This window comes from Massilia sp. LjRoot122, from assembly GCF_964252725.1.
GTDB lineage: Bacteria > Pseudomonadota > Gammaproteobacteria > Burkholderiales > Burkholderiaceae_D > Telluria.
On sequence record NZ_CAXUPB020000001.1, the window covers coordinates 1,122,444 to 1,145,267 of the forward strand.

Sequence of the window (22,824 nt, forward strand, 5' to 3'; positions counted from 1 at the left end):
TTGCGATGACCAGCCTCACCAAGGCCGCACCGCCCATGGCTGCAGTGGGCACCTTCGCGGGTGCGCCGGCCGACGGCGCCCGCGTCGACGCCCGCACCTGGATCGCGGTCGCCGCCGGCATGCTGGGCGCCTTCATGGCGGTGCTCGACATCCAGATCACCAATTCCTCGCTGCGCGACATCCTCGGTTCGCTGTCGGCCACGCAGGAAGAGGGCTCGTGGATCTCGACCGCCTACCTGTGCGCCGAGATCGTCGTGATCCCGATGACGGCGCTGTTCACCCGCGCGCTCGGCGCGCGCAGCTACATGATCGGTACCACGGCCCTGTTCCTGGTGTTCTCGACCCTGTGCGGTGCGGCCTGGAACCTGGAAAGCATGATCGTGTTCCGCATGCTACAGGGCTTCACCGGCGGCGCCCTGATCCCGATGGCGATGACGCTGGTGATGACGCGCCTGCCGGCCTCGAAGCGCGCGGCCGGCATGGCGATCTTCGGCCTCACCGCCACCCTGGCGCCGGCCATGGGCCCGACCCTGGGCGGCTATCTGTCCGAGCTGTACGGCTGGCCCTCGATCTTCTACATCAACTGGATCCCGGGCGTGCTCCTGATCGCCGGCATGTGGTGGGGGCTGGACAAGGAAAAGACCAACGCCAGGGCCTTGCTGAGCGCCGACTGGCTCGGCATCGGCCTGATGGCGATGGGCCTGGCCTGCCTGACCATCTTCCTGGAAGAGGGCAATTCGAAGGACTGGTTCGAGTCCTCGTTCATCGTCATGTTCGCCTCGCTGTCCCTGGTGGGCATCCTGGGCTGGGTCGCGGTCAGTTTTACCAAGCCCGAACCCTTCGTGAACCTGCGCCTCTACAGCCAGCGCAACTTCCTGGTCGCGACCGTGCTGTCGGCGGTCACCGGCATGGGGCTGTACGGCTCCTCCTTCCTGCTGCCGCTCTACCTGGGCCAGATCGCCGGCTACACGCCGATGCAGATCGGCGAAGTGATCGCCTGGGTCGGCCTGCCGCAGCTGCTCGTGATGCCTTTCGCGGCGGCGCTGTCCTCGAAGGTGGACAACCGCATCCTGTGCTCCTTCGGCCTGCTGCTGTTCGGCGGTTCCTGCCTGATGAATGCCTTCATGGATGCCGGCACCGGCTACGACCAGCTCATGCTCACGCAAGTCATCCGCGCGATCGGCCAGCCCTTCGTGATGCTGACCCTGTCGAACTTCGCGATGCAGGGCGTGGCGCCGAAGGACATGCCCTCGGCCTCGAGCCTGTTCAACATGACCCGCAACCTGGGCGGCTCGATCGGCATCGCGCTGCTGGCCACGGCGCTGACCAAGCGCGAGCACTTCCACTCGGCGCGCCTGGGCGAGGCGGTGTCGAGCTTTGCACCGGCGACCCAGCAGCGGCTGGACGGGCTGACCCAGGGCTTCATCGCCGGCGGCATGGACCCGGCAACCGCCGCGAATCAGGCGCTGGCCGTGCTCGACCGCATCGTGCGGCGCGAGTCCTACGTGATGGCCTACAACGACGCCTTCTGGATCGTCGGCCTGGTGCTGATCGGCTGCATCGCCGCGATCTGGCTGGCGGACAAGGTGAAGTCGCCGGGCGGTGCCTCGGCCGCACATTGATATTGAAGAGAATGACTATGCTGAAGAATTTTGTACTCGTCTCCGCGCTGGCCGCAGCCCTCGGCGGCTGCGCCACCGTCGGCCCCGACTTCAAGGCGCCGGCCGGTGCGCCCGACGCGGCGTTCCGTCACGCGGCAACGACGCAGGAAGCTGCGCAGCTGCCGGCCCAGTGGTGGACCGTGTTCGGCGACAGCACCCTGAATGGACTCGAAGAGCGCGCGCTGCGCGACAACCCGGGTGTGAAGGCCGCGGCGCAGCGCCTGCTGCAGGCCCAGGCCCAGCTGGGCGTGGTGCGTGCCGGCCAGGCGCCGAACCTGGCGGTGAGCGCGGGCGTATCGAATACGCGCAGCTCGAGCGAGACCGCGCAGGGCATCGCCCTGGGCCGCCGCTCGATCGAGGGCAACAACTTCAGCCTGGGCGCCTCGCTGTCGTATGAGCTCGACCTGTGGGGCCGCGTGCGCCGCGTGGTGGAAGCGGCCGATGCGCAGGCCCTGGCGGCCCAGGACGACCGCGACGGCGTGCTGTTGCTGCTGTCGAGCCAGGTAGCAAGCAGCTACTGGCAGCTGCGCGGCCTGGACGCCGAGCTGGCGATCCTGCGCAATGCCCTGGATGCGCGCCGCGAAGCCCAGGAATTGGTCGAGGCCCGCTTCAAGGCCGGCCTGTCGAACGAACTGGACGTCTCGCGTGCCCGCATCGAGCGCGCCAATGCCGAAGCCGACCTGCACGAGGTGCAGCGCCAGCGCAATACGGTCGAACACGCGCTGGCCACGCTGGTGGGCGCCTCGCCGAGCGCGCCGCTGCTGGCCGCTGCGCAGGGCGCACAGCTGCCGCAGCCCCCGGGCATCCCGGTCGGCCTGCCGGCCAGCCTGGTGGGGCAGCGTCCCGACCTGGCGGCCAGCGTGGCCCAGCTGAAGGCGGCCAATGCCCAGGTGGGCGTGGCCGAAGGGGCCTTCTATCCCTCCTTGTCGCTGACCTCGAACTTCGGTTTCGCGTCCGAACACCTGCGCGACCTCGCCAGCGGCGGCGCGCGCGCGTTCTCGGCCGGTCCGCTGGCGCTGTCGCTGCCGATCTTCGACGGCGGCCGCAACCGCGCCAACCTGGCGCTCTCGAAAGCGCGCTACGAAGAAGCGGTGGCGAACCACCAGACCCGCCTCCTGACGGCCTTGCGCGAAGTCGAAGACGCGCTGTCCGACCTGCAGGGCCGCGCGCAGCAGGGCGAGGTGCAGGCGCAGTCGCAGCAGGCCGCGGCGCGTGCCTTGCTGGTGGCGCAGGCACGCTACGAGCGCGGCGTGTCGACCTATCTCGACGTGACCGATGCCCAGCGCACCTCGCTGGCGGCGGACCGGGCGGCGGCGCAGATTCGCACCCAGCGCCTGCTGGCCACCGTGGCGGTGGCGCGCGCCCTCGGCGGCGGCTGGCAGCAGGGTGAAGCACTGGCCACGATCGCCAAGCCCTGATATCCCGGCAGCGGGCCGGGAACGGCAGGCTACAATGCGGCATCAATACTCAACCATGAGAGGATCCGCATCCATGTCCCTGCCCGCACGTGCCCTGCTCATCGCCGCGCTTCTGTCCTCGAGCGCGGCCTCCGCCCAATCCTGGCAAGCCACCCCCAGCGGTACCAGCGCCGAGCTGCGCGGCCTGTCGGTCGTCAGCGACAAGGTGGCCTGGGCCAGCGGCGCCAAGGGCACCGTCCTGCGCATGGTCGATGGCAGCAACTGGCAGGCGATGCAGGTCCCGGAGGCCGACAAGATCGACTTCCGCGACATCCAGGCCTTCGATGCCAAGACGGCCGTGGTGATGGGGGCAGGGCCTGGCGCGGCCTCGCGCATCTACCGCACCATCGACGGCGGCGCCAGCTGGCAGCTGGTCGTCACCAACGGCGTCGCCGAGGGCTTCTGGGACGCGATGGCGTTCTGGGACAAGGACAATGGCATCCTGTTCGGCGATCCGGTCAAGGGCAGCTTCCAGGTCTACACCACCGGCGACGGCGGCAAGACCTGGCAGGAAGTCGCGGCCAAGGGCATCGAAGCGATGCCGAACGAGGGCGCCTTCGCCGCCAGCGGCACCTGTCTCACCGTGGCCGGCGCCAATGACGCCTGGATCGCCACCGGCGGCAGCGCCACCGCGCGCGTCTTCCACTCCGCCGACCGCGGCAAGACCTGGCGCCCGGCCTCGACCCCGATCCCGGCCGGCGCGCCCGCGCGCGGCGTGTTCTCGGTCGCCTTCCTGAACACGAAAGAGGGATTCGCCGCCGGCGGCGATTACAAGGAGGCCCGCATGGCCGGCATCAACGGCGCCTACAGCCAGGACGGCGGCGCCAGCTGGACCCCGGTCGAGCTGGCCCCAAGCGGCTACATGTCGGTGGTGGTGCCGGTGCCCGGTGCGCCCCGCGCCCTGGTGGCGGCCGGCCTGGCCGGATCGGGGTATTCGCTGAACGGCGGCCGCAGCTGGACTGAACTGGACAAGACGCCGATGAACACGGTCGGCTTCTCCGGCCCGACCCAGGGCTGGGCGGTGGGGCCGAAGGGATTACTGATGAAGTACACGGGGCCTGCGCTGCGCTGAAGCGATTACAATCGCCGGACAATAACCATTCTCAGAGACATCATGACGAAACTCCTTGCTCCTCTCGTGTTGTTTGCGGCCATCGCTAGCGCCTACGCCGAACCCGCCACCGTTACCCAGCTCACCGGCATGAGCAAGCGCTTCGCGCCGGTCGAACTGAAGGCTGATACCTCCAAACTGTCGAAAGGCGACCGCGCCGCCATGGTCAAGCTGATCGAGGCCGCCAAGATCGTCGACACCCTGCAGCTGCGCCAGCGCTGGTCGGGCAACGAAGCCCTGTGGGCCGCGCTGCAGAAAGACAACTCCGAGCTCGGCCGCGCGCGCCAGAACGCCTTCTGGCTGAACAAGGGCCCGTGGTCGGGCATCGACGACAACACCTCCTTCATGCCCGCGGAGTATGCCGGCATCAAGATCCCGGCCAAGAAGCCGCTGGGCGCCAACTTCTATCCGGAAAACGCAAGCAAGGAAGCCCTGGAAAGCTGGATGAACGGTCTGCCGGCCGCACAGAAGGCCGACGCGCAATGGTTCTTCACCGTGATCCGCCCTGGTGCGGACGGCAAGTTCCGCACCGTGAAGTACTCGGACGAATACCGCCCGGAGCTCGAGAAGCTGGCCAAGCTGCTGCGCGAAGCCGCTGCGCTCACCGACAACGCCTCGCTCAAGAAATTCCTGGGCCTGCGCGCCGACGCCTTCCTGAGCAACGATTACCTGGCTTCGGACTTCGCCTGGATGGACCTGGATTCGCCGGTGGACGTCACCATTGGCCCCTACGAAACCTATAACGACGAGCTGTTCGGCTACAAGGCCGCCTTCGAAGCCTACGTCAGCATCCGCGACCAGAAGGAAACCCAGAAGCTGGCCTTCTTCAGCCAGCACCTGCAGGAACTCGAAGACAATCTGCCGCTCGACAAGCAGTACCGCAACCCGAAGGTCGGCGCGATCGCCCCGATGGTGGTGGTGAACGAGGTCTATGGCGCCGGCGACGGCAACATGGGCGTGCAGACCGCCGCCTACAACCTGCCGAACGACGAGCGTGTGATCCGCGAGCGCGGCTCCAAGCGCGTGATGCTCAAGAACGTGCAGGAAGCGAAGTTCGAATCGACCCTGAAGCCGATCTCCAAGCTGGTGCTGCGTCCGGCCGACCAGAAGGACCTCGACTTCGACTCCTTCTTCACCCACATCCTCGCGCACGAGATCATGCACGGCCTCGGCCCGCACCACACCAAGCAGGGCGGCAAGGAATCGACCCCGCGCCAGGACCTGAAGGACAGCTATTCGACCATCGAGGAAGCCAAGGCCGACATCACCGGCCTGTGGGCGCTGGGCTACATGATGGAGAAGGGCATGCTGAAGGACACGCTGGGGCAGGGCGCCGCTGCCGAGCGCAAGCTGTACAACACCTTCCTGGCGTCCAGCTTCCGCACCCTGCACTTCGGCCTGACCTCCTCGCACGCGCGCGGCATGGCGATCCAGGTGAATTACCTGCTCGACAAGGGCGGTTTCGTCGCCAACAGCGACGGGACCTTCTCGGTGGACTTCAAGAAGATCAAGCAGGCCGTCATCGACCTCGACCGCGAGTTCCTGAGCATCGAAGCCACCGGCGACTACGCGCGTGCCAAGGCGATGATGACGAAGTACGTGGTGATCCGTCCGGAAGTGCAAAAGGCGCTCGACCGCCTCAAGCCGACCGTGCCGAACGACATCCGTCCGAGCTTCGTGACCGCGGCATCGCTGAGCAAATAAGCCCGGAACTGGCGGCGCGATTGGCATCGACGCAACAGTTGCCGCCAGATTTACTTAACTTAAACTGAAGGCTTCGTCAATCCATACAGGACCATGTTATAGTCGCTGCATTGCTTAGGGGAAAGAATTTGCGCCTTCGGCGCCTCCCGCTACCAACGACAAGAACATGACGACGAAGCCCCTTTCCACTGGCGCCCGGCTGGCCATCGGCTACGGCGCCGTGATCCTCCTGATGATCGCGCTGGCCGTGCTGGCGGCCGCGCGTGCGGGGCAGATCGAGCAGCTGCTGTACCGCATCGACGAGGTCGGCGGCATCAAGCAGCGCTATGCCTTCGAACTGCGCAGCAGCGTGCGCGACCGTGCGATCGCGGTGCGCGACGTCGCACTCGCCCCTCATCCCGCCGCCGCCGCCGCACCCATCGGCCGTCTCAAGACCCTGGCCGACGCCTATGCGCGCGCGGCCTCGCCGCTGGATGCGCTGTTCCAGGAACTGCCGGGCATCCTGCCTGCGGAACGTGAAGCGCTGGCCGCCATCAAGGAACAGGAAAGGCGCACCCGCCCGCTGGTCGAGCGGGTCATCGCCCTGCACGCCGAAGGGCAGGCGCAGGAAGCGGCCACGCTGCTGTCGCAACAGGCGGCACCGGCCTTCGAGGACTGGCTCGCCAGCCTGACGCGCTTCATCGAACTCGAACAGAAACTGGCGGCCGACGACATGGCGGCGGCACGCGGGCTGTCTTCCGGCTTCTCGCAATGGTTCGTGCTGCTGTGCGCCGCTGCGGTGGCGGCGGCCGTGTGCGGCACCTGGTACGTCGTGCGCGGGCTGCCGCGTATACCCCCCGCCGCAGCGTCCGACGACAGTCCGGCGGCCCCAAGCGAAGAGAGCGCCGCACCCAAGCGTGTCGACGACATCGTCGGCGCCATCGACGGCCTGGCCTTCCGGGCCAACATCCTGGCGCTCGATGCTGCCGTGCAAGCCCTGCGCACCGGCGAGCACGACGAAGGCCAGACCGCCGTGGTCCAGGAACTGCAGGCGCTGGCGCTGCGCTCGACCGCCGTGGTGAAGGACATCCGCGACCTGGTCGGCAGCCCGGTGGCGCACATGGAAGATGCCGGCGCCCTGCAGGCCATCGCGAACGCGGTGGCCAGGGTGACCGCGGTGACCGCTTCGATCGGCCTCGACGAAGGCCCGCCGCAAGGGCAGACCGAAAGCTCGCGCCGCACCACGGCCCTGCTGCAGGCCTCGACCGCGGCCGCCGCCATGGAAGCCGAAGCGCAACGCCTCGCCGCCATGCTGGCGCCGGTGCTGCCGGCCGGCGACGCCGCGTCGGACAGGCAAAACTGACAAGCTTGCCGTTCTCAAAACGGCGAAATATTTTCCCTCAAGATGGGCTTGATCCCGGGCTAGAATTGCCGATAGGCATCTTACTGTCCTTGAGGGAAACGCCATGTTCAAGCCCCTGCTGTTCGCAACGCTCCTGCTGGCACCGGCACTTCACGCCGCCGAACTGACCGCGCTGGAAAAGCGCTGGCTCAGCGCCGCCGGGCCGGTCCTGGCCTATTCCCGGCAACTCAAGCTTCCGCTCGACATCACCGTACAGCCCCGGCCGCGACCGGGCGACGTGCCGCTGGCGATGGGCTTCGACAAGGGCCGCTGCAAGCTGGTGATGTCCCTGCGTAACAACCCCGATGCCGAAACCGTGCTGGCCGGCATTCCCGAAGCAGAGCAGGGCGCGCTGATCGAAGCCATGGCCGCCCACGAGATCGCGCACTGCTGGCGCTATGCGCAGGGTGCCTGGCATGCGCTGCCGGCCGGTTTCGTGGAGGTGAATGAAGAGCGTGCGTCCGATGCCTCGTTGCTGGCGGCATCGAAAGCCATGCGCGAGACGCGCCGCGAGGAAGGCTTCGCCGATCTGGCGGCCCTGGCCTGGACCCGGCGCAGCAACCCGGACGACTACGCGCGGGTCTACCGCTGGCTGGCCGGCGTACGCGACAGGGTCGCGGTGCCGCGCAGCGGCCACGACACGCGCGTGTGGGTCCGCCTGGCGGGCGACGGCGCCGCCTTCGGAGAAGCGGAGGCACCCTTCGCCGACGTCGACGACCTCTGGCGCGAAGGCTTGCTGGCCCCGGAATAAGGCCTGCTGCGGCGCTGGCGCAACAGCAGACGCCGCCAGAACGGCAAGGAAGCCCGTGAGTGTTCGTTCTCGCACAGATGCTGTCGGGTGTGGAGCGTCTAATGATGATGTCATCACAACAACCACCACAAGGGACACCATCATGAACCGACTCCTCGCAGCCCTGCTGGCAAGCGCCGCAGGCGCCACCATTGCCGCCGCTCCCGCCTTCGCCCAGAACGACAGCGCGGCTTACCGTCAGGCCATGGACAAGATCGCGGCCGACCACAAGGCGGCCAAGCAGAAATGCGATGCCCTCAAGGACGAAGATGTCTGCGAGGAACAGGCCGACGTCGCCCGCGCACGCGCCGAACTGGCTGCCGTGCAAAAGCACGACAACACCACCGCGAGCCGCAATGCTGCACAGCGCAAGCTGGCCGAGGCCGAGTATGAGCTGGCTGAAGAGAAATGCGACACCATGAAGGGCGACACCAAGGACAGCTGCATGAACAATGCCAAGTCGGTGCGCACCGCCGCCCTGGCCAAGCTGGGCGGCACCCGCGATGCCGATGATGCGCGCGACGCCCGCACCGCAGTCGCCGTGGGCGGTAGCGGCAGCACGGCCGCCACCGCTTCCGCCTTGTCCCGGAACGACAGCCCGGCTTACCGCCAGGCCATGGACAAGGTCGCGGCCGACCACAAGGCTGCCAAGCAGAAATGCGATGCCCTCAAGAAGGAAGACGTCTGCGAAGAGCAGGCCGACGTCGCCCGCGCGCGCGCCGAACTGGCTGCCGTGCAGAAGCACGACAAGAACAATACGGCCAACCTCGATGCGGCGCGCCGCAAGCTGGCCGAGGCCGAGTATGAGCTGGCTGAAGAGAAATGCGATGCCATGAACGGCAACACCAAGGACAGCTGCATGGACAAGGCCAAGTCGGTACGCACCGCCGCCCTGGCCAAGCTCGGCGACGCCCGCGATGCCGATGCGCGTGATTCCCGCACCGTGGGCGGTAGCGGCAGCGCCGGCCTGGTCGCCTCGACCGACACCAAGGATCCGGTGAAGGCGGCGGCCGTCGAGAAGTGCGACGAACGGGGCAACAAGACCGCCTGCCTGGTCGAGAACAAGGACAAGCCGGACACCGCCCTCGAGCGCGCCGGCGAAAAGACCCGCAATGCGGTCGCAGGCGTTGTCGACAAGACCAAGGAAGCCGGCCGTAACGTGGCCGACAAGACCCGCGAAGTGACCGGCGGCGCAGCAGCCCGCACCGAACGTACCGCCGAGAACATGGGCGACAAGACCGAAAGGGCGACCGAGCGCGCCGGCTCGCGCACCGCGTCCAACCTGTCGGATACCGCGATCACCGCCAAGGTCAAGGCTGGCCTGGCCGCCGAACCGGACACCAGCGCGCTGGCGGTCAAGGTCGAGACCGAGAAGGGCGTCGTCATGCTGAGCGGCTTCGTCGATTCGAAGGCCGAAGCCGAGCGCGCCGAGAAGGTCGCCAAGGGCGTCGAGGGCGTCAGCCGCGTCAAGAGCACGATCAAGGTGAAGTAAGCGCCTGCACTCCTGCCGTCACCGAAGCCCGCAGGCCTTTCCTGCGGGCTTTTTACTGTCGGGCAGGCGCAGCGGCGGGGTTATAATTCCCGTGTGAACAAACTCGAAGCCTTCGGATACATTGCCGCCCAGGCCGCGCGCGGGGATATTACCTTCCCCACCAGCGTGAATGCCGTGCTGCGCCTGCAGCTGGCGCTGGACGATCCGGATTGCCATGTGGACGAGGCGATCCGGCTGGTGCTGTCCGAGCCGCAACTGGCCGCGCGCACCGTGGCGCTGGCGAATACCGCCGCGTATGGGGCCGCCAATGGCGTGCAGGTAAACAATGTACGCGCTGCGGTGCTGCGCATCGGCTACCGCCGCCTGCGCGGCCTGGTGGCGGCGCTGATGGTGCGCCAGTTCGGCCACCGCATCGCCGACCCGCTGCTGCGCGCCAAGGCCGAGCAGCTGTGGAACCACAGCGCCCAGGTGGCGGCACTGGCGCATGCGCTGGCGCGCCACGTCACCAAGGTCGATCCCGACACCGCCCTGTTCGCCGGCATCGTGCACGAGGTCGGCGGCTTCTACCTGTTGTCGCGCGCCGACGAGTTTCCCGGCCTGCTGGAAGACGACACCGAGAACTGGGGCGTGCTGGTCGAGGACGTGGCCAGCCTGGAAATCATGCGCAAGCTGGCGATCCCGGCGGACGTGGCGCAAGCCATCGGCACCCTGCGCGACGGCGTCCTGAACCCGGAGCCGCACACCCTGCTCGACACCCTGCTGCTGGCGAACCGCTATGCCCTGGTCGATTCGCCGCTGGGCGGACCGGCGGAACACCCGAACGATACCGAACCGGGGCCGCTCGACGCGGCCACGCTGCAGGTCTTGCGCAACGAGGCCGCCGAGATCGCGCAGGCGCTCGGCGATCCTACCCTGGTTTAATCCCAGCCGATGATTCCGGCGCGGCCGGCCTGCGTAACGGCGGCCAGGCTGCGGTCGCGCAGCGCGCGTACCACGGCGCGTACAGCCGGTTGGCGCATCACGTCCGGCAGCGCCGCGATCGCGAACTGGCGCCGCGCCGGAATCGGCAGCGGCAGGACGCGCACGTCGGGCGGTTCCGGGAAGGTGGCCAGGCGCGGCAGGATCGAATAGCCCATGCCGCGGCCGACCATGGCGGCGATGCTGGTGTCGTTGGAAAGCAGGCGGCTTGGCTCGGGCGCGAAGCCGGCGGCGCGGCAGCGCGCCAGGATCTCGGCGGCGCCGCTGCAGGCCAGGCCGATGAAGGGCAGGGCGCCCAGCGCGGGCCAGCCGGGGAAGCCATCTCCCGGGAGCGGCAGCGCGCGGGGAACGACCAGCACGTAGTCGTCATGCAGGTAAGGGTGCGAGGCCAGCGCGGCGGCCAGCGGCAGCTGGGCAATGCCGATCTCGGCCAGGCCGTCCTGCAGTGCGCCGTGGATGTCGGCGCGCTGCTCGCAGCTGTCGTCGATCTCGACCTGCAGCTGCGGGTGGGCCTGCGCCAGCGCTTCGACCACATGGGGCAGCAGGTGGGTGCCGATGCTGCGGAAGCAGGCGATCCGCACGCTGCCGCACAGGCCATCGCCGGCCAAAGCCGCGTCGCGCAGGCCGGCCTCCAGGCGCAGCATCTGGCGCGCCTTGGCCAGCACGCGCTGCCCGGCCTCGGTCGGCACCGAGCCGGCGCGGCCGCGCGCCAGCAGGCTGACGCCGAGCTCGCCTTCGAGCTCGGCGATCGCATGGCTGATGCGCGATTGCGTGCAGTCCAGCTCGGCGGCAGCGGCGCTGAAACTGCCGTGCTCGGCCACGGCAACCAGCATCTTCAGTTGGCTCAGCTTCATGCCATCGAAATCCTTCATGTCAAGCCGGCCATTATCCGCCATTTCGGTTGTGGCTTCATGGCAAGGGGCGCAGGATGGCGTTCCGATCCACTCAGCGGAACAGCCACATGACATCACTTCCCCAGAATGCCGCCCTGATCAGCATCGACGTGCAGCAGGCCTTCAACGACCCCAGCTGGGGCCAGCGCAACAATCCCGATGCCGAGCAAAAGATCGCCGCGCTGCTGGCGGCCTGGCGCACAACAAGCCGGCCGATCTTCCACATCCAGCACCGCTCGGCGTCGCCAACCGGGCTGTTCCGGCCGGGGACACCTGGCTACGAACTCAAGCCGGAAGGACGGCCGCTGGCGGGCGAGCCGGTGATCGTCAAGAACGTCAACAGTTCCTTCATCGGCACCGACCTGGAGGCGCGTCTGCGCGCGGCCGGCATCGGTACCCTGGTGATCATGGGACTGACCACCGACCACTGCGTGTCGACCACGACGCGCATGGCCGGCAACTTCGGCTTCGAGACTTACTTTGTGGCGGATGCCAGCGCGACTTTCGAGCGTACCGGTCCGGACGGCCGCCATTACACGGCCGAGCAGATGCACGACACGGCCCTGGCCAGCCTGCATGGCGAATTCGCCACAGTGCTCTGGACGGAAGAGGTGCTGGCAGCCCTCGGGACTCAGGCGACGGCGCGCGCCTGAACCCGGCCCTGGGCCAGCATCGTCGCAGCCAGCGCCACACCGGCCAGCGCGAGCCCGGCCGCGACCCACTGCGGCGAGGCATACGAATAACCAAGGGTCAGCGGAATGCCGCCGAGGAAGGCCCCCAGGGCGTTGCCGATATTGAAGCCCGACTGGCCCAGCGAGGAGCCCAGCATTTCCGCCTCGCGCGAATGCTCGATCAGCAGCATCTGGATCGGCGGTCCCAGGGCCAGCGCATTGGCGCCGGTGGCGAAGGCCAGCAGCAGCATGGCCGGCTGCGACCCGGCGAACAGGCCGTTGCACAGCAGCAGGGTGGTCATGCTGGCCAGCAAGAGCAGGATCGCCTGCAGCGGCGGCACCCGGTCCGCCAGCCTGCCGCCCAGCAGCACGCCCACGGTCATGCCGACCCCGACCACGGTCATCACCATCGGGATGCTTGCAGGCTGGAAGTGCGTGACCTCGGTCAGCAAGGGTGCGATATAGCTGAAGAAGGCGAAGAAGCCGCCGGTGCCGATCGAGGTGATGGCCAGCGCCAGCCACAGGGCGGGGCTGCGGAAGATGCGCAGGTCCTGCATCAGGCTGGTGCGCGCTTTTGCCTCGATGTGCGGCACCAGCTGGCGCAGGGCCAGCACCGTCAGCAGGCCGATTGCCGCCACCACCAGGAACACCGCGCGCCAGCTCATGTTGTGGCCGAGCCAGGTGCCGGCGGGCACGCCCACCACATTGGCCAGGGTCAGACCGGTGAACATGGTCGCCAGTGCAGCGGCCACCTTGCCTTCGTCGGCCAGGCGGCTGGCGACGACGGCGCCGACGCCGAAGAAGGCGCCGTGCGGCAGGCCGGCCATGAAGCGCGACAGCATCATCACCTCGAAATTCGGTGCGAAGGCCGACATCGCATTGAACAGCGTGAACATCGCCATGAACCACATCAGCACGCTGCGCGGCGGGCGGTGCGCCATCAGGCTGACCAGGGTCGGCGCGCCGACCACGACGCCGAGGGCGTAGGCGGTGATGAGGTAGCCGGCCTGCGGGATGCTGACGTGCAGGCCGCCGGCGACCTCGGGCAGAATGCCCATGATGACGAATTCGGTCATGCCGATGCCGAAGCCGCCAAGGGCGAGGGGAAGGAGGCTTTTCTTGATCAAGGTGCGCAGACGTGGCAGGGAGGACCGGCCACTATAGCGGCTTGCGCGCGTCCAGTCCGCTTTCCTGTCGTGATGACAGGTATAGCGGGCCGATATGAAATACGCTTATTCCCCAGCCTTCGGCCAGGCAATCCGTCCATGGCCCGCGTTGTCGAGGCGGATGCGCAGCGCGCCGGCGTCCTGGGCGGGAAGACTGAAGTCGAACAACACCTCGTCGCCGTGGGCAACCTCATTCAGCGTCGCGCCGGCGCCGTCGAGCTCGCGGCGCACCAGGCCTTCGAGCGCGTAGGGGGCCGTACAACGCAGCTGCTGCAACTTGATGATCGGCATCTTCTGCGCCTGCAACAGGGCCTGAGCCACGCTGTCGGTATAGGCACGCACCAGGCCGCCCGCCCCCAGCTTGACCCCGCCGAAGTAGCGCACCACGGTGGCCAGCACGCCCTCCAGGTCCTGGTGGCGCAGCACGTCGAGCATCGGGCGCCCCGCGGTGCCGCTCGGCTCGCCGTCATCGACCGCCGCCGACTGGCCGCCGGCCAGCAGCGCCCAGCACACGTGGGCGGCGCCGGGATGCCCGGCGCGCAGGCTGGCGACGACCTGCTGGGCGCCGGCCCGGTCGGGCATCGGCTGGACGCAGGCGAGGAAGCGGCTCTTCTTGATGACGAGTTCGAAGTGGACGGGCGCAGCGATGGAATAGGGCATGGGAGGAAATGCCAACCGTCAAAAAACAAAAAAGGCGTCACGATTTCTCATGACGCCTTCCTTGCTGAATCTTTGGTAGGCCGTGCGGGATTCGAACCTGCGACCAACGGATTAAAAGTCCGCTGCTCTACCAGCTGAGCTAACGACCCGAAGAAGCCAAGATTATAGCGGCGTTTGCGCGAATATCCAAGTGCTTCGTGCCAATTTTGTTTGGCGCTGGAGGCAATCGGCTTCCTGATACGTCAACTTCCCCCTCCCGGGGGGATGGGATGGACACGGACATGCCAGCAAACTAGCCGCTTCCGGATACCCATACCACATCATAGGAAGCTTCCATGTTCTCGCCAAAACACTTAGCGCTTGCCGTCTCGGGCATGTTTGTCCTCCCTTCCGTCTTCGCCGCACCGCCGGTGCAGAAGGTCAAGCCGCCCGTCAGCCAGGCCTATATCGATCTGGCGACTTTCTCCGGCGGCATGCCGATGCCCGGTGGGGGCGGCGGCTTGAACAATACCTTCGGCATGACCCAGGCCCAGAGCCCGGGCCGCTGGATGGACGTCACGCTCCTGACTCGCAACAACAGCAAGCTGAAGACGGCGACGCAAAGCGTGCCGACCGGCTCGAAGCTGGGGCCAGTGCTGAACCTGCTGGCACCGGACCAGGGGCCGGCAGACCTGCCCGGCCCGGAAGATACAGAGACGGTACCGCCAAAGTTCGAGATGCCGAAAGGGAAAATGTATCTGTATTGGGGCTGTGGAACGGAAGTGCGCAAAGGACAGCCGCTGGTCATCGGTCTCGCCAAGATGGATCCGGCGCAATTCGGCAAGTTCTTCCAGAATCGCAGTGCCACTGCTCGCGTGCCGCAGCCGGCGCCCGGCCGCCCGGCCTGGCCCAACAAGAGCGATGCCCGCCGCTTGCCGGATGGTGCGTCGCTGGTGGGGGAGCACGCCTTTGCCGGCGACGGCGTAGTGGACGGCTTCAAGTTCAACATCGACGCGCAGCACGACCTGATGCCGGCCGTCGAGGCAAGCCGCAACGATGAAGGCCAGGCTGTGCTGTTCAAGTGGAAGCCGATGCAGCAGGCCAGCGGATGGTTCGTGCAGGCCATGGGCATGCGGGAGCTTGGCAAGGGTGACGCTGGCGACATGGAGATGGTGTACTGGACCTCGAGCGAGTTGCCGGACATGGGGATGGGCCTGGTGAACTACCAACCGAACGGCTCCATCAGCAAGTGGCAAAAGGAAAAGGTGCTGCTGCCAGCCGGGGCGACCGAGTGCATGGCGCCGAAAGAGGCGGTCAGCGCCATGTCGATGTCGAGTGTCATCGCCTATGGCGATGAGCTGAATATGGCGTATCCGCCGCGGCCGAAGGATCCGAAGATCACGTGGGAACCGCAATGGAACCTCAAGGTCCGGCTGAAGTCGGTTGCGTCGCTGGCGCCGGGCATGGGGGCGGCGATGAATGCCGCTATGGTGGAACAGACCGGGCCATCGGAAGAGAAAACGGCCCCTGCTCCCGTCAAAGGGGCGGTGACGGAAGCCGTGACCAAAGGTGTGGTCGATGCATTGACCCGGGGACTGTTCGGCCGATGATGCCGGTGTAGCGCTCAGGTTTTGATTGCCTTGTCCTCGGCCTGGACCTCGTGCATGGAATGCGGTTCGAGCTTTTCGGCATCGACGTTCATGCGCACGAACAGGCCCCAGGTGGCGAGGATGGCGGCCGCGGCCAGGCCGACAGAGGCGGCATGCAGCAGGAATTCCGGTCGGCCATGCATGAACTGGAACACGCCGATCAGGCATTCGATCGACAGCGATACCACCACCACGATCAGGAAGCGCGACAGGAAGCGGCGCACGCGGGTAGGGGAACTGATGTTGACCGAGCGCTGCACTTCTTCTTCCAGCACGGTCTGGCCCAATTCCAGCGAGGCGACCGCGATCGTCAGCAGGCCCACGCATTCCAGGATGAGTTCGAAACGCTCCCTTACCTTGAGTCCAGCACCAGGATTGAGGGCGCTCCAGGTTTCCACGGCGGCGAGAACGATCAGGCCCAGGCCGCACACGAAGAACAGGGCGACGATCAACATGTACCCGACCAGGAAGATGTTCTGGATGTATTTCACGACAGGCGCCAGGTGAGAGAGTTGTAATTATTTTAACAATATTCGGGTAAGGGGCGCGTTCGGTTCAGTCCGGGTCTATAACTGATGACACGGCGCAAGAATTGACGCTCAGACTGCTTATATCGTGGTGCCTTCGCTGTGAACCCACGAGGAATCAAGACGGTCATGAGCACGACGCTGAGGGATCAGATCTTTGCCGCCCTGGCTGAGTTCAGCAGTGCAAGCCGGCTGTATGAGCTCAAGATCGGCGACGGTGAGGAGGCCGGCCTGCTGGTCGAAGCATTTCTTGCCGACGATGCCCTGCAGGTGGTCGGCACGCGCGACGTGATTGCCTTGTCGACCGATGCCTTCGTGGCGCTGGAGACGCTGCTGGGCCAGCCGGCGGTGCTGGAAATCTCCCTGGCGGACGGTGCACGTGAGCGCTTCGCCGGCGAGATCTGCGAAGCCGCGATGCTCGGCAGCGACGGTGGGCTGGCGCGCTACCGTGTCCGCATCTCGTCCTGGCTATGGCGGCTGGGGCAGGTGCGCAATAGCCGGGTGTGGCAGAACATGAGCGTGGTCGAGATCGTCGATGCGGTGTTCGAAGCGTATCAGCCGCTGGCACGCTGGCGCTGGAGCGACGATGTCGGGCCCTTCCTGGCGGAGGTCTCGTCACGCAGCTACTGCTGTCAGTATCGCGAATCCGACCTCGATTTCGTGCACCGACTGCTTGCCGAGGAGGGCCTGAGCTGGCGGCTCGAGCAGACCGATGACGGGCCGGGCCTGGTGCTGTTTGCGGATAGCAGCCAGCTGTGCGCCGTGCCGGAAGATGCCAGCAGTGAGGCGCTCGGCGGCATCCGCTTCCACGGGGCCCGTTCGGTGGAAGAGTCGGACAGCATCCAGGCGCTGTCGGCGCAACGGCGGTTGCACGCTTCGCTGACGACGGTGCTGAGTGTCGACTACAAGGCCAAACAGGCTATAGGCGCCAGTTCGCCGTCGCACACCATCTACGGCAAGCTGCCGGCGCTGGAGGCGTTTGAGGTGCCGGGGCAGTATGCCTATGCCGATTGGCAGCAGGCGCAGCATTACGCGGACCTGCGCATGCAGGAGCGGGAGGCGCAAGGGCAAATGTGGCGTGGTCGTTCGACTGTGCGGACGCTTCGCGCCGGGACCCGGGTGCAGGTTTTGGGTGCGCCGCTGCAGCAGTTGGGTGAGTCGGCGTCCTTTACTGTGCTTCGTGTCCTGAGTATCGGCGTCAACAACATGCCGCCGCAGGCGCAGCATGCGCTGGCCGAGTTGTTCGGGCCGATTCCGGAACTGCTAGAGGAACTTGCCCGCGCGGATATGCCTGAGGAGCTGGATCTTGCGGTTGCGCAGGCGCGGGAGACGGGCTATGCGAACTGCTTCAGTGCAGTGGCGAGCGATATCGTTTGGCGTCCGAAGTTGACGGCATTCGATGGACGGGCGTATCCAAAGCCGGTTGCGTTCGGGGCCCAGAGTGCCATCGTCGTGGGGGCAGATGGCAACGATCAGCCGAGTGGTACGGATGAGCTGTATTGCGACAGGCTGGGGCGGATACGCATTCGGTTTCATTGGCAGGACGGTGGGAATGCGACTTGTTGGGTGCGAGTTGCACAGCGCTCGGCGGGTGGGGGAATGGGGCAGCAATTTTTGCCGCGCATCGGGCAGGAGGTGCTGGTGCAATTCCTCGAGAACGATATCGACCGGCCGATTGTCGTTGGTGCGCTGTACAACGGGAAGGGTGAAGGTGGCGTTGTCGCGACGCCTGCAGGTCGTCGCGTTAGGGAGGCGGACATTTCCTGTTTTAAAGCCGCGCACGATCATGCGTCATCGGGGCAAGGAAATCTGAGCGGGGGGAATAGCCCAGTGTGGCATGGCGCAGCGGGTGATAGCGCCGGGCATCGGAATCCGACTTCGCAATGGGGGGTACGGAGTAAGGAGTTTGGCGGGTCTGGATACTCTCAGCTGTTGTTCGATGACATAGATGGGCAAGGGCGGGTGCAGTTGAGATGCACATATCAGGGAAGCGAGCTGAATCTGGGTCATCTGATTCACGCAGCCGACAACTATAGAGGCAACTTCCGGGGCACTGGCATCGAGTTGCGTACGGATGCGCATGGCGTTGCGCGGGCAGGAGCAGGATTATTGGTGTCGAGTTACAAAATTAATCACAGATCGACTGCCAGAGACTCATCAGGTGAAAACGCTGCTGGAGTTGCATCTATGAAGCAGGTGCGTGTAATGACGGACGCATTTTGCGTGGCAGCCGGTGCGCATCAAACGGTAACCTTGGCCGCGCATTTAGGCGTGATGAAACTAAACCAAAGCGTGTTGGATAGCGCAGCCGCGCCAGTCAGCGCGATGTCGATCAGCTTGTCAGGAGTTGGCAGCGCAAACGATTTTCGAACAGCGTTCGCGGATGCCCGCGCGAAGAATTCGAGTGCAGGTAAAGGAAGTATTCCCGTCATGACTGACCCAATTGTCGCAGTCGCTGCCCGAAGTAGTGTCGGCGTAAATGCAGGACAGAGTATCCAGTTAGCAAATGGTGAAACAGTTCTTTTAGTTAGCGGCCAAGCAACTCAGTTCGCGACCGGTGCGCAGATGCGAACTCAGACAAAGCAGACGATTGGAGTATTAGCTGGAACGGTGAAGCACGACGAAGAGAACATCGGCCTAAGTATCATCGCAGCTAAAGAGGCCGTCGATATACAGTCCCAAGCTGATGAGCTGCGTGTAAACGCTAAAAATGAGGTAAATGCGATCAGCGCCGGCGGATATATCGATTTTGCTGCTGCGAAGAAAATTACTCTCGCAACAGCAGGTGGGGCGAATATTACAATCGACGCCGGAAATATTACATTGCAGTGTCCTGGGAAAATAAAGATGCACGCCAATAGGAAGAGCTTTACTGGATCCGAACAAACTAACTACCCAATGCCCGCATTGCCGCGCAGTATTTGCGTAGAGTGCTTAAGAAAATCTCTCATTGCCGGCCCGGCATTTTCAATGGTCGAATAACAATGCTCATCGATAGATTTGAACAATGTTTCCTTGATGATCTTTATGAACGTGCATCCCAACTTCAGCGAAAATACAACCTGTATCTCTTGGTGGATGGAGCTTTTGTAAGAGGCATCCACAAATCGTTTAAAGTAGAGGAGAAACGGATTCTATTCGAAGCTTTGCCGTCATGTAATGATGAGACAAGAAACGTATCTCCGTTTTTGATTCGATTTGATCCTTTTGACCAGAGACAGCGCATTTTATTGAGTCGTGCATGTGGATGGCCAATGATCAGTCTTATTGAGACACCAGAGGAATTAAGCGACTTGTTTACTCGTCTATCCGCTTGGTGCGTAGTTGAAGTGGAAAACGATCGATTTAATTTCCGATTTGCTGACACTCGGCGTCTCCCTGCTATCGCCAAATATCTCACGGCTGAGCAGTGTCGCCACTTTTTCGGACCGGCACAAAGATGGTCGTTTGTAAATAGAGAAGGAGATTGGGCGGATTTGGATATCGTCGAGACGCGCCATAAATATCACGCACAATATTTTTATCCCATTCTTCAAAAATCCCAGTTTGCAGCACTTCTGGACGACAGCCGGCCAGACGAGATACTTGCAGTAATGGCGTATCGCGGAGAGGAAACGGGGGTTACATGTTATCAACGCTGGGTTCTAGTAATTGAGGCCATTAAGGTCGCTGATGCATCTGATTTACGCGATTCTGATCTGATCGAATGGGCAATTTGGTACGTTAAAAATTCTCACCTTTGTGATGACTCGGTGGTAAGCATCCTGGAAACATGGCGTAAGGAGAATGGTATGCTCAGTCGCGAGATAAATTGACGCAGGACGCAAGTTAATGAATTTAGTTAATTGAAAATTTTTGCTGGAATGCGAAATGGTGATTCGGGTATTTCTGATGGTTATATTTCTTCTGCCCGCTTCTGCGATGTGGGCGTTCGAACACAAAACTGCGGAAGTCAATCTTCACGGTGTCAATTATAGTGAGTACACGTTTCGTTTCTACGTCGTGGATCCTGCGGATCCTAATGCCGGCGGCTGGGGGGATTTGGTGGGACCGTTTAGCGCTGGAGGCATCACCTGTTGTGCCACGCTTCCCAAAAGTTGGCGCCCTGGGATGAAGTTAGAAGTCAAAACGATCCATTGGTTAAATAAGCTGCCTGACGGTGCTCGCCAAGAGATCCACGAAATTCATCAAGTAGAGATCCCGAGGTACGCCATCGGTAAACCGGGGGAGCTCTGGATCTTACGTGAATCAAGCGGAAAAATCAGCGCTGTGTCTAGCGATTTGCAACCTAATCATCCGAATTGGCCTGGAAGAATCAAAGGATGGCCTGTGCCATCGCTTGAATACAGAAGAGAGAAGTGGGCCATTTCAAAAAAACATGAAGAAGACGGAGTGGCTGCTGCTGTCGAGTTGCTCGATGAATTAGAGCGATCACCCGCGCAAGCGGCGCAGAAGATTTGGGAAACGGAAAAGAAATATGACCCCAAATCCGTGGAGGGCTTTGCTGGGCCACACGATCCTCGATATTGGTCAGCCGTTAAGCAGCGTATTAGGCAAGGACTGGCTCAAACGAAACAGCGATTACAAGTAATTGTGGAGGCTCGACCATGACAGCGTCGCTGTGTGCGCCAATTCCTTCCGAATTTGCCGAAGCGGAAGATTTCAAAAAATTCTTTGGCAACGCTGGCGCAGATTATATATTCCGGAAGTGGGGCCCGGGGGAGCAGGCTGCCTTTAGGGATCCTGCAAGGTCTTGTGATACCAATCTTTTCTTCGGCTTCTTCTTCGATGGAACCAAAAATAATTATCGGAACGCAATGGCTGGAAAAGATTTTTCTAATATTGCGCATTTATACAATTGTTTCCCGGGGCAGGGTATACAAAATGTGCTTGATGCTAGTGCCGATTGGAAGCATGAGCCATCGCAATATGAGCATTTCTTTAAAGTCTATATCCCAGGGGTGGCCTCTCAATTTTCTTTCGTTAACGACACCGGGGCAGGGGACGATCTCACGTATGGAGCTGCGTTTGGAAAGTTTGGAGAGCGGCGCATCGTTTGGGCACTTGTTCAAGCCATCAATAATGTGCACCGTTACTTTTGTAAGAAACCCCTTGTAGGTAAGGTTGATCTGGAGGATATGTATAACCGAGTTGTACTAAATAAAAATGCTCGTAGATTAATGGAGGATCGAAACCCACTTTCGAAGCCAATAAAGAACGTAACTTCAGTTGCTCCCGGACATGATTTGGCTGCGACTATCTATTTTCAGTTCCTTTTGCAGAAGTTGCATTCAGCGGTCTCACAACATTGGCCGGACGCTCGAACGGGAAAGCCAAAGAAAACAGATCCTGCGATCGTTAAAACAATTCACGTGTCGGTTTTTGGTTTTTCGCGCGGAGCTACTCAAGCAAGAGTTTTTGCAAATTGGTTTCAGTCCCTTTGCACACTCGATTCGCGAATGTGCGGGAGGAAAAGCGGTATGTCACTCGGTGGGTTTGACGTTCAGATCGACTTTCTAGGAGTGTTTGATACTGTGGCGTCTGTTGGGCTAGGTAATACACTAGGGAACAGCTTGCTTGGCAGACGACTCGATGGGCACAGTGGATGGGCGGATTCCGAAGACAGTCTTCGGGTTCCCCCAGGAGTTAATTGTTTGCATCTCGTTGCTTCACACGAAGTCAGACGGAGCTTTCCACTCGACTCTATTTCCGTGCGAGGAGTAATGCCAGCGGGATGCGAAGAAATTGTACTGCCTGGTGCGCACTCGGACGTTGGGGGCGGGTATGGGCCTGGGGAGCAGGGGAAGGGGGTTGATGGCAACGGTGCAGATATGATGTCGAGAATTCCTCTTCTTATGATGTATAAAGCCGCGCGCTTAAATGGAGTGCCCCTAAAACTCGAGCATGCCAGTCGCGAGGCGAAAGCGGGATTTAAGGTGGCACCCCAAACCATCACAGACTTTAATGCCTATATTGCTACATGTAAGGAGAAGCAAGGTCCGATCCATCACATCATGCGTGAGCACGCTAGAAAGTACATCGAATGGAGAATTTTCCGACGTGTGACTGGAAAAAATTCGATACTGAAAGTGGCGAGCTTTTCCCGAGCAACTGTTTTATATAAGAATGATATCCATAGTGCTGCTGTGGAGTTTGAAGAGGAACTGAAGGAATTTACTAATTGGTTAAGCGAGAAAGGTACAAAATTTGTTCCGCGGTCACAAAAAGCTGGTTTCCAAAACGAAGAAAAAGCTGAATGGGAGGAGATAGCAAGATGGTGGAAGAATCTTGCGACGCCCATGCCGGTGGTTATTCAATTCTTTGATGAGTATGTTCACGATTCTCGCGCATCCTTTAAGTTGGACGGCGCAGATAATGAAAAGGATTTACGCCGTGACTTAGGCGACTGGTTAAAGAAGAAGAGATTTTTCGAAAATTATAGTGCTGCAAACGCAGGATTAGGTCTGCCGCTGTTCGATGGACTGGACGCGACAAAAAGGAAGGCTGCTGATGAGTACGGAAAAACTGGGAAAATTCCTCGGATGATTAATAGTGGCCGCGAACCGTTAGGTTATCCTGTGTTTGCGGGATATCTTAGATTCCGTAAAGTGTATGGAGGCTTTGACGAGGTGCTGCTTGGATCTGCTACTGATAATGTGAGTAGAGCGCAGGCGGCAGCCTAAGCGTATTGGCAGTGAAAAACAA

18 protein-coding genes and 1 tRNA gene are annotated in these 22,824 nt (G+C 62.8%); 14 read left to right on the plus strand and 5 right to left on the minus strand.

From position 1 onward, the window contains the following. The first annotated feature begins 5 nt into the window (after positions 1-5). The 8 genes from ACSQ25_RS04840 (at position 6) to ACSQ25_RS04875 (ending at position 10,517) form a co-directional block, all read left to right on the plus strand. Positions 6-1,622: a DHA2 family efflux MFS transporter permease subunit gene (locus ACSQ25_RS04840; protein ID WP_436104578.1), complete on the plus strand. Its 1,617-nt coding sequence runs from the start codon at positions 6-8 to the stop codon at positions 1,620-1,622. A 17-nt stretch (positions 1,623-1,639) separates the two neighbouring features. Further along, positions 1,640-3,079 (plus strand): efflux transporter outer membrane subunit, encoded by a 1,440-nt coding sequence (locus ACSQ25_RS04845; protein ID WP_436104579.1) that lies wholly within the window; start codon positions 1,640-1,642, stop codon positions 3,077-3,079. A gap of 73 nt (positions 3,080-3,152) precedes the next feature. Further along, entirely contained in the window at positions 3,153-4,190 is a 1,038-nt protein-coding gene (locus ACSQ25_RS04850) for a WD40/YVTN/BNR-like repeat-containing protein (protein ID WP_436104580.1), read from the plus strand. Between the two features lie 42 nt (positions 4,191-4,232). Beyond that, positions 4,233-5,933: a dipeptidyl-peptidase 3 family protein gene (locus ACSQ25_RS04855; protein WP_436104581.1), complete on the plus strand. Its 1,701-nt coding sequence runs from the start codon at positions 4,233-4,235 to the stop codon at positions 5,931-5,933. Positions 5,934-6,099: 166 nt separating this feature from the next. Continuing rightward, complete coding sequence (locus ACSQ25_RS04860) at positions 6,100-7,275, plus strand: methyl-accepting chemotaxis protein (protein ID WP_436104582.1); 1,176 nt, start codon at positions 6,100-6,102, stop codon at positions 7,273-7,275. Positions 7,276-7,378: 103 nt separating this feature from the next. Further along, positions 7,379-8,065, plus strand: coding sequence for a hypothetical protein (locus ACSQ25_RS04865; RefSeq protein ID WP_436104583.1), 687 nt, complete (start codon positions 7,379-7,381; stop codon positions 8,063-8,065). Between the two features lie 142 nt (positions 8,066-8,207). Continuing rightward, positions 8,208-9,596: a BON domain-containing protein gene (locus ACSQ25_RS04870; RefSeq protein ID WP_436104584.1), complete on the plus strand. Its 1,389-nt coding sequence runs from the start codon at positions 8,208-8,210 to the stop codon at positions 9,594-9,596. Positions 9,597-9,689: 93 nt separating this feature from the next. After that, positions 9,690-10,517 (plus strand): HDOD domain-containing protein, encoded by an 828-nt coding sequence (locus ACSQ25_RS04875; RefSeq protein WP_436104585.1) that lies wholly within the window; start codon positions 9,690-9,692, stop codon positions 10,515-10,517. Here the strand turns inward: ACSQ25_RS04875 and ACSQ25_RS04880 are convergent. After that, complete coding sequence (locus tag ACSQ25_RS04880) at positions 10,514-11,428, minus strand: LysR family transcriptional regulator (protein WP_436104586.1); 915 nt, start codon at positions 11,426-11,428, stop codon at positions 10,514-10,516. The two genes, ACSQ25_RS04875 and ACSQ25_RS04880, sit on opposite strands and share 4 nt — an antisense overlap. A 107-nt stretch (positions 11,429-11,535) precedes the next feature. Here ACSQ25_RS04880 and ACSQ25_RS04885 point away from each other — a divergent pair, with 107 nt between their 5' ends. Next, positions 11,536-12,120, plus strand: a complete 585-nt coding sequence (locus tag ACSQ25_RS04885) for a cysteine hydrolase family protein (RefSeq protein ID WP_436104587.1) — start codon at positions 11,536-11,538, stop codon at positions 12,118-12,120. On the opposite strand, the gene ACSQ25_RS04890 is transcribed toward ACSQ25_RS04885, so the two are convergent. The 3 genes from ACSQ25_RS04890 to ACSQ25_RS04900 all read right to left on the minus strand — a co-directional run bounded on the left by ACSQ25_RS04890 (position 12,099) and on the right by ACSQ25_RS04900 (position 14,113). Beyond that, a complete protein-coding gene (locus ACSQ25_RS04890) occupies positions 12,099-13,265 on the minus strand; it encodes an MFS transporter (protein WP_436104588.1) in 1,167 nt (388 codons plus the stop codon). The two genes, ACSQ25_RS04885 and ACSQ25_RS04890, sit on opposite strands and share 22 nt — an antisense overlap. 105 nt (positions 13,266-13,370) lie before the next feature. Beyond that, entirely contained in the window at positions 13,371-13,964 is a 594-nt protein-coding gene (locus ACSQ25_RS04895) for an IMPACT family protein (protein WP_436104589.1), read from the minus strand. A 73-nt stretch (positions 13,965-14,037) separates the two neighbouring features. Next, positions 14,038-14,113: transfer RNA gene (locus tag ACSQ25_RS04900), tRNA-Lys, on the minus strand. A gap of 186 nt (positions 14,114-14,299) precedes the next feature. Here ACSQ25_RS04900 and ACSQ25_RS04905 point away from each other — a divergent pair. Then, complete coding sequence (locus tag ACSQ25_RS04905; RefSeq protein ID WP_436104590.1) at positions 14,300-15,553, plus strand: hypothetical protein; 1,254 nt, start codon at positions 14,300-14,302, stop codon at positions 15,551-15,553. 14 nt (positions 15,554-15,567) lie between these two features. On the opposite strand, the gene ACSQ25_RS04910 is transcribed toward ACSQ25_RS04905, so the two are convergent. Continuing rightward, positions 15,568-16,083: a hypothetical protein gene (locus tag ACSQ25_RS04910; RefSeq protein ID WP_436104591.1), complete on the minus strand. Its 516-nt coding sequence runs from the start codon at positions 16,081-16,083 to the stop codon at positions 15,568-15,570. A 165-nt stretch (positions 16,084-16,248) separates the two neighbouring features. Between ACSQ25_RS04910 and ACSQ25_RS04915 the strand changes: the two genes are divergently transcribed. Genes ACSQ25_RS04915 through ACSQ25_RS04930 form a run of 4 tightly spaced genes read left to right on the plus strand, consistent with a single transcriptional unit; the run spans position 16,249 to position 22,802 of the window. Further along, on the plus strand, positions 16,249-19,101 hold the full coding sequence (locus ACSQ25_RS04915) for a type VI secretion system Vgr family protein (RefSeq protein WP_436104592.1): 2,853 nt from the start codon (positions 16,249-16,251) through the stop codon (positions 19,099-19,101). A 2-nt stretch (positions 19,102-19,103) separates the two neighbouring features. Then, positions 19,104-19,934, plus strand: a complete 831-nt coding sequence (locus ACSQ25_RS04920) for a DUF4123 domain-containing protein (protein ID WP_436104593.1) — start codon at positions 19,104-19,106, stop codon at positions 19,932-19,934. A gap of 55 nt (positions 19,935-19,989) precedes the next feature. Continuing rightward, positions 19,990-20,730 (plus strand): DUF3304 domain-containing protein, encoded by a 741-nt coding sequence (locus ACSQ25_RS04925; protein ID WP_436104594.1) that lies wholly within the window; start codon positions 19,990-19,992, stop codon positions 20,728-20,730. Continuing rightward, positions 20,727-22,802, plus strand: coding sequence for a phospholipase effector Tle1 domain-containing protein (locus ACSQ25_RS04930; protein ID WP_436104595.1), 2,076 nt, complete (start codon positions 20,727-20,729; stop codon positions 22,800-22,802). The genes ACSQ25_RS04925 and ACSQ25_RS04930 overlap by 4 nt, the downstream gene beginning before the upstream one ends. The last annotated feature ends 22 nt before the right edge of the window (positions 22,803-22,824 follow it).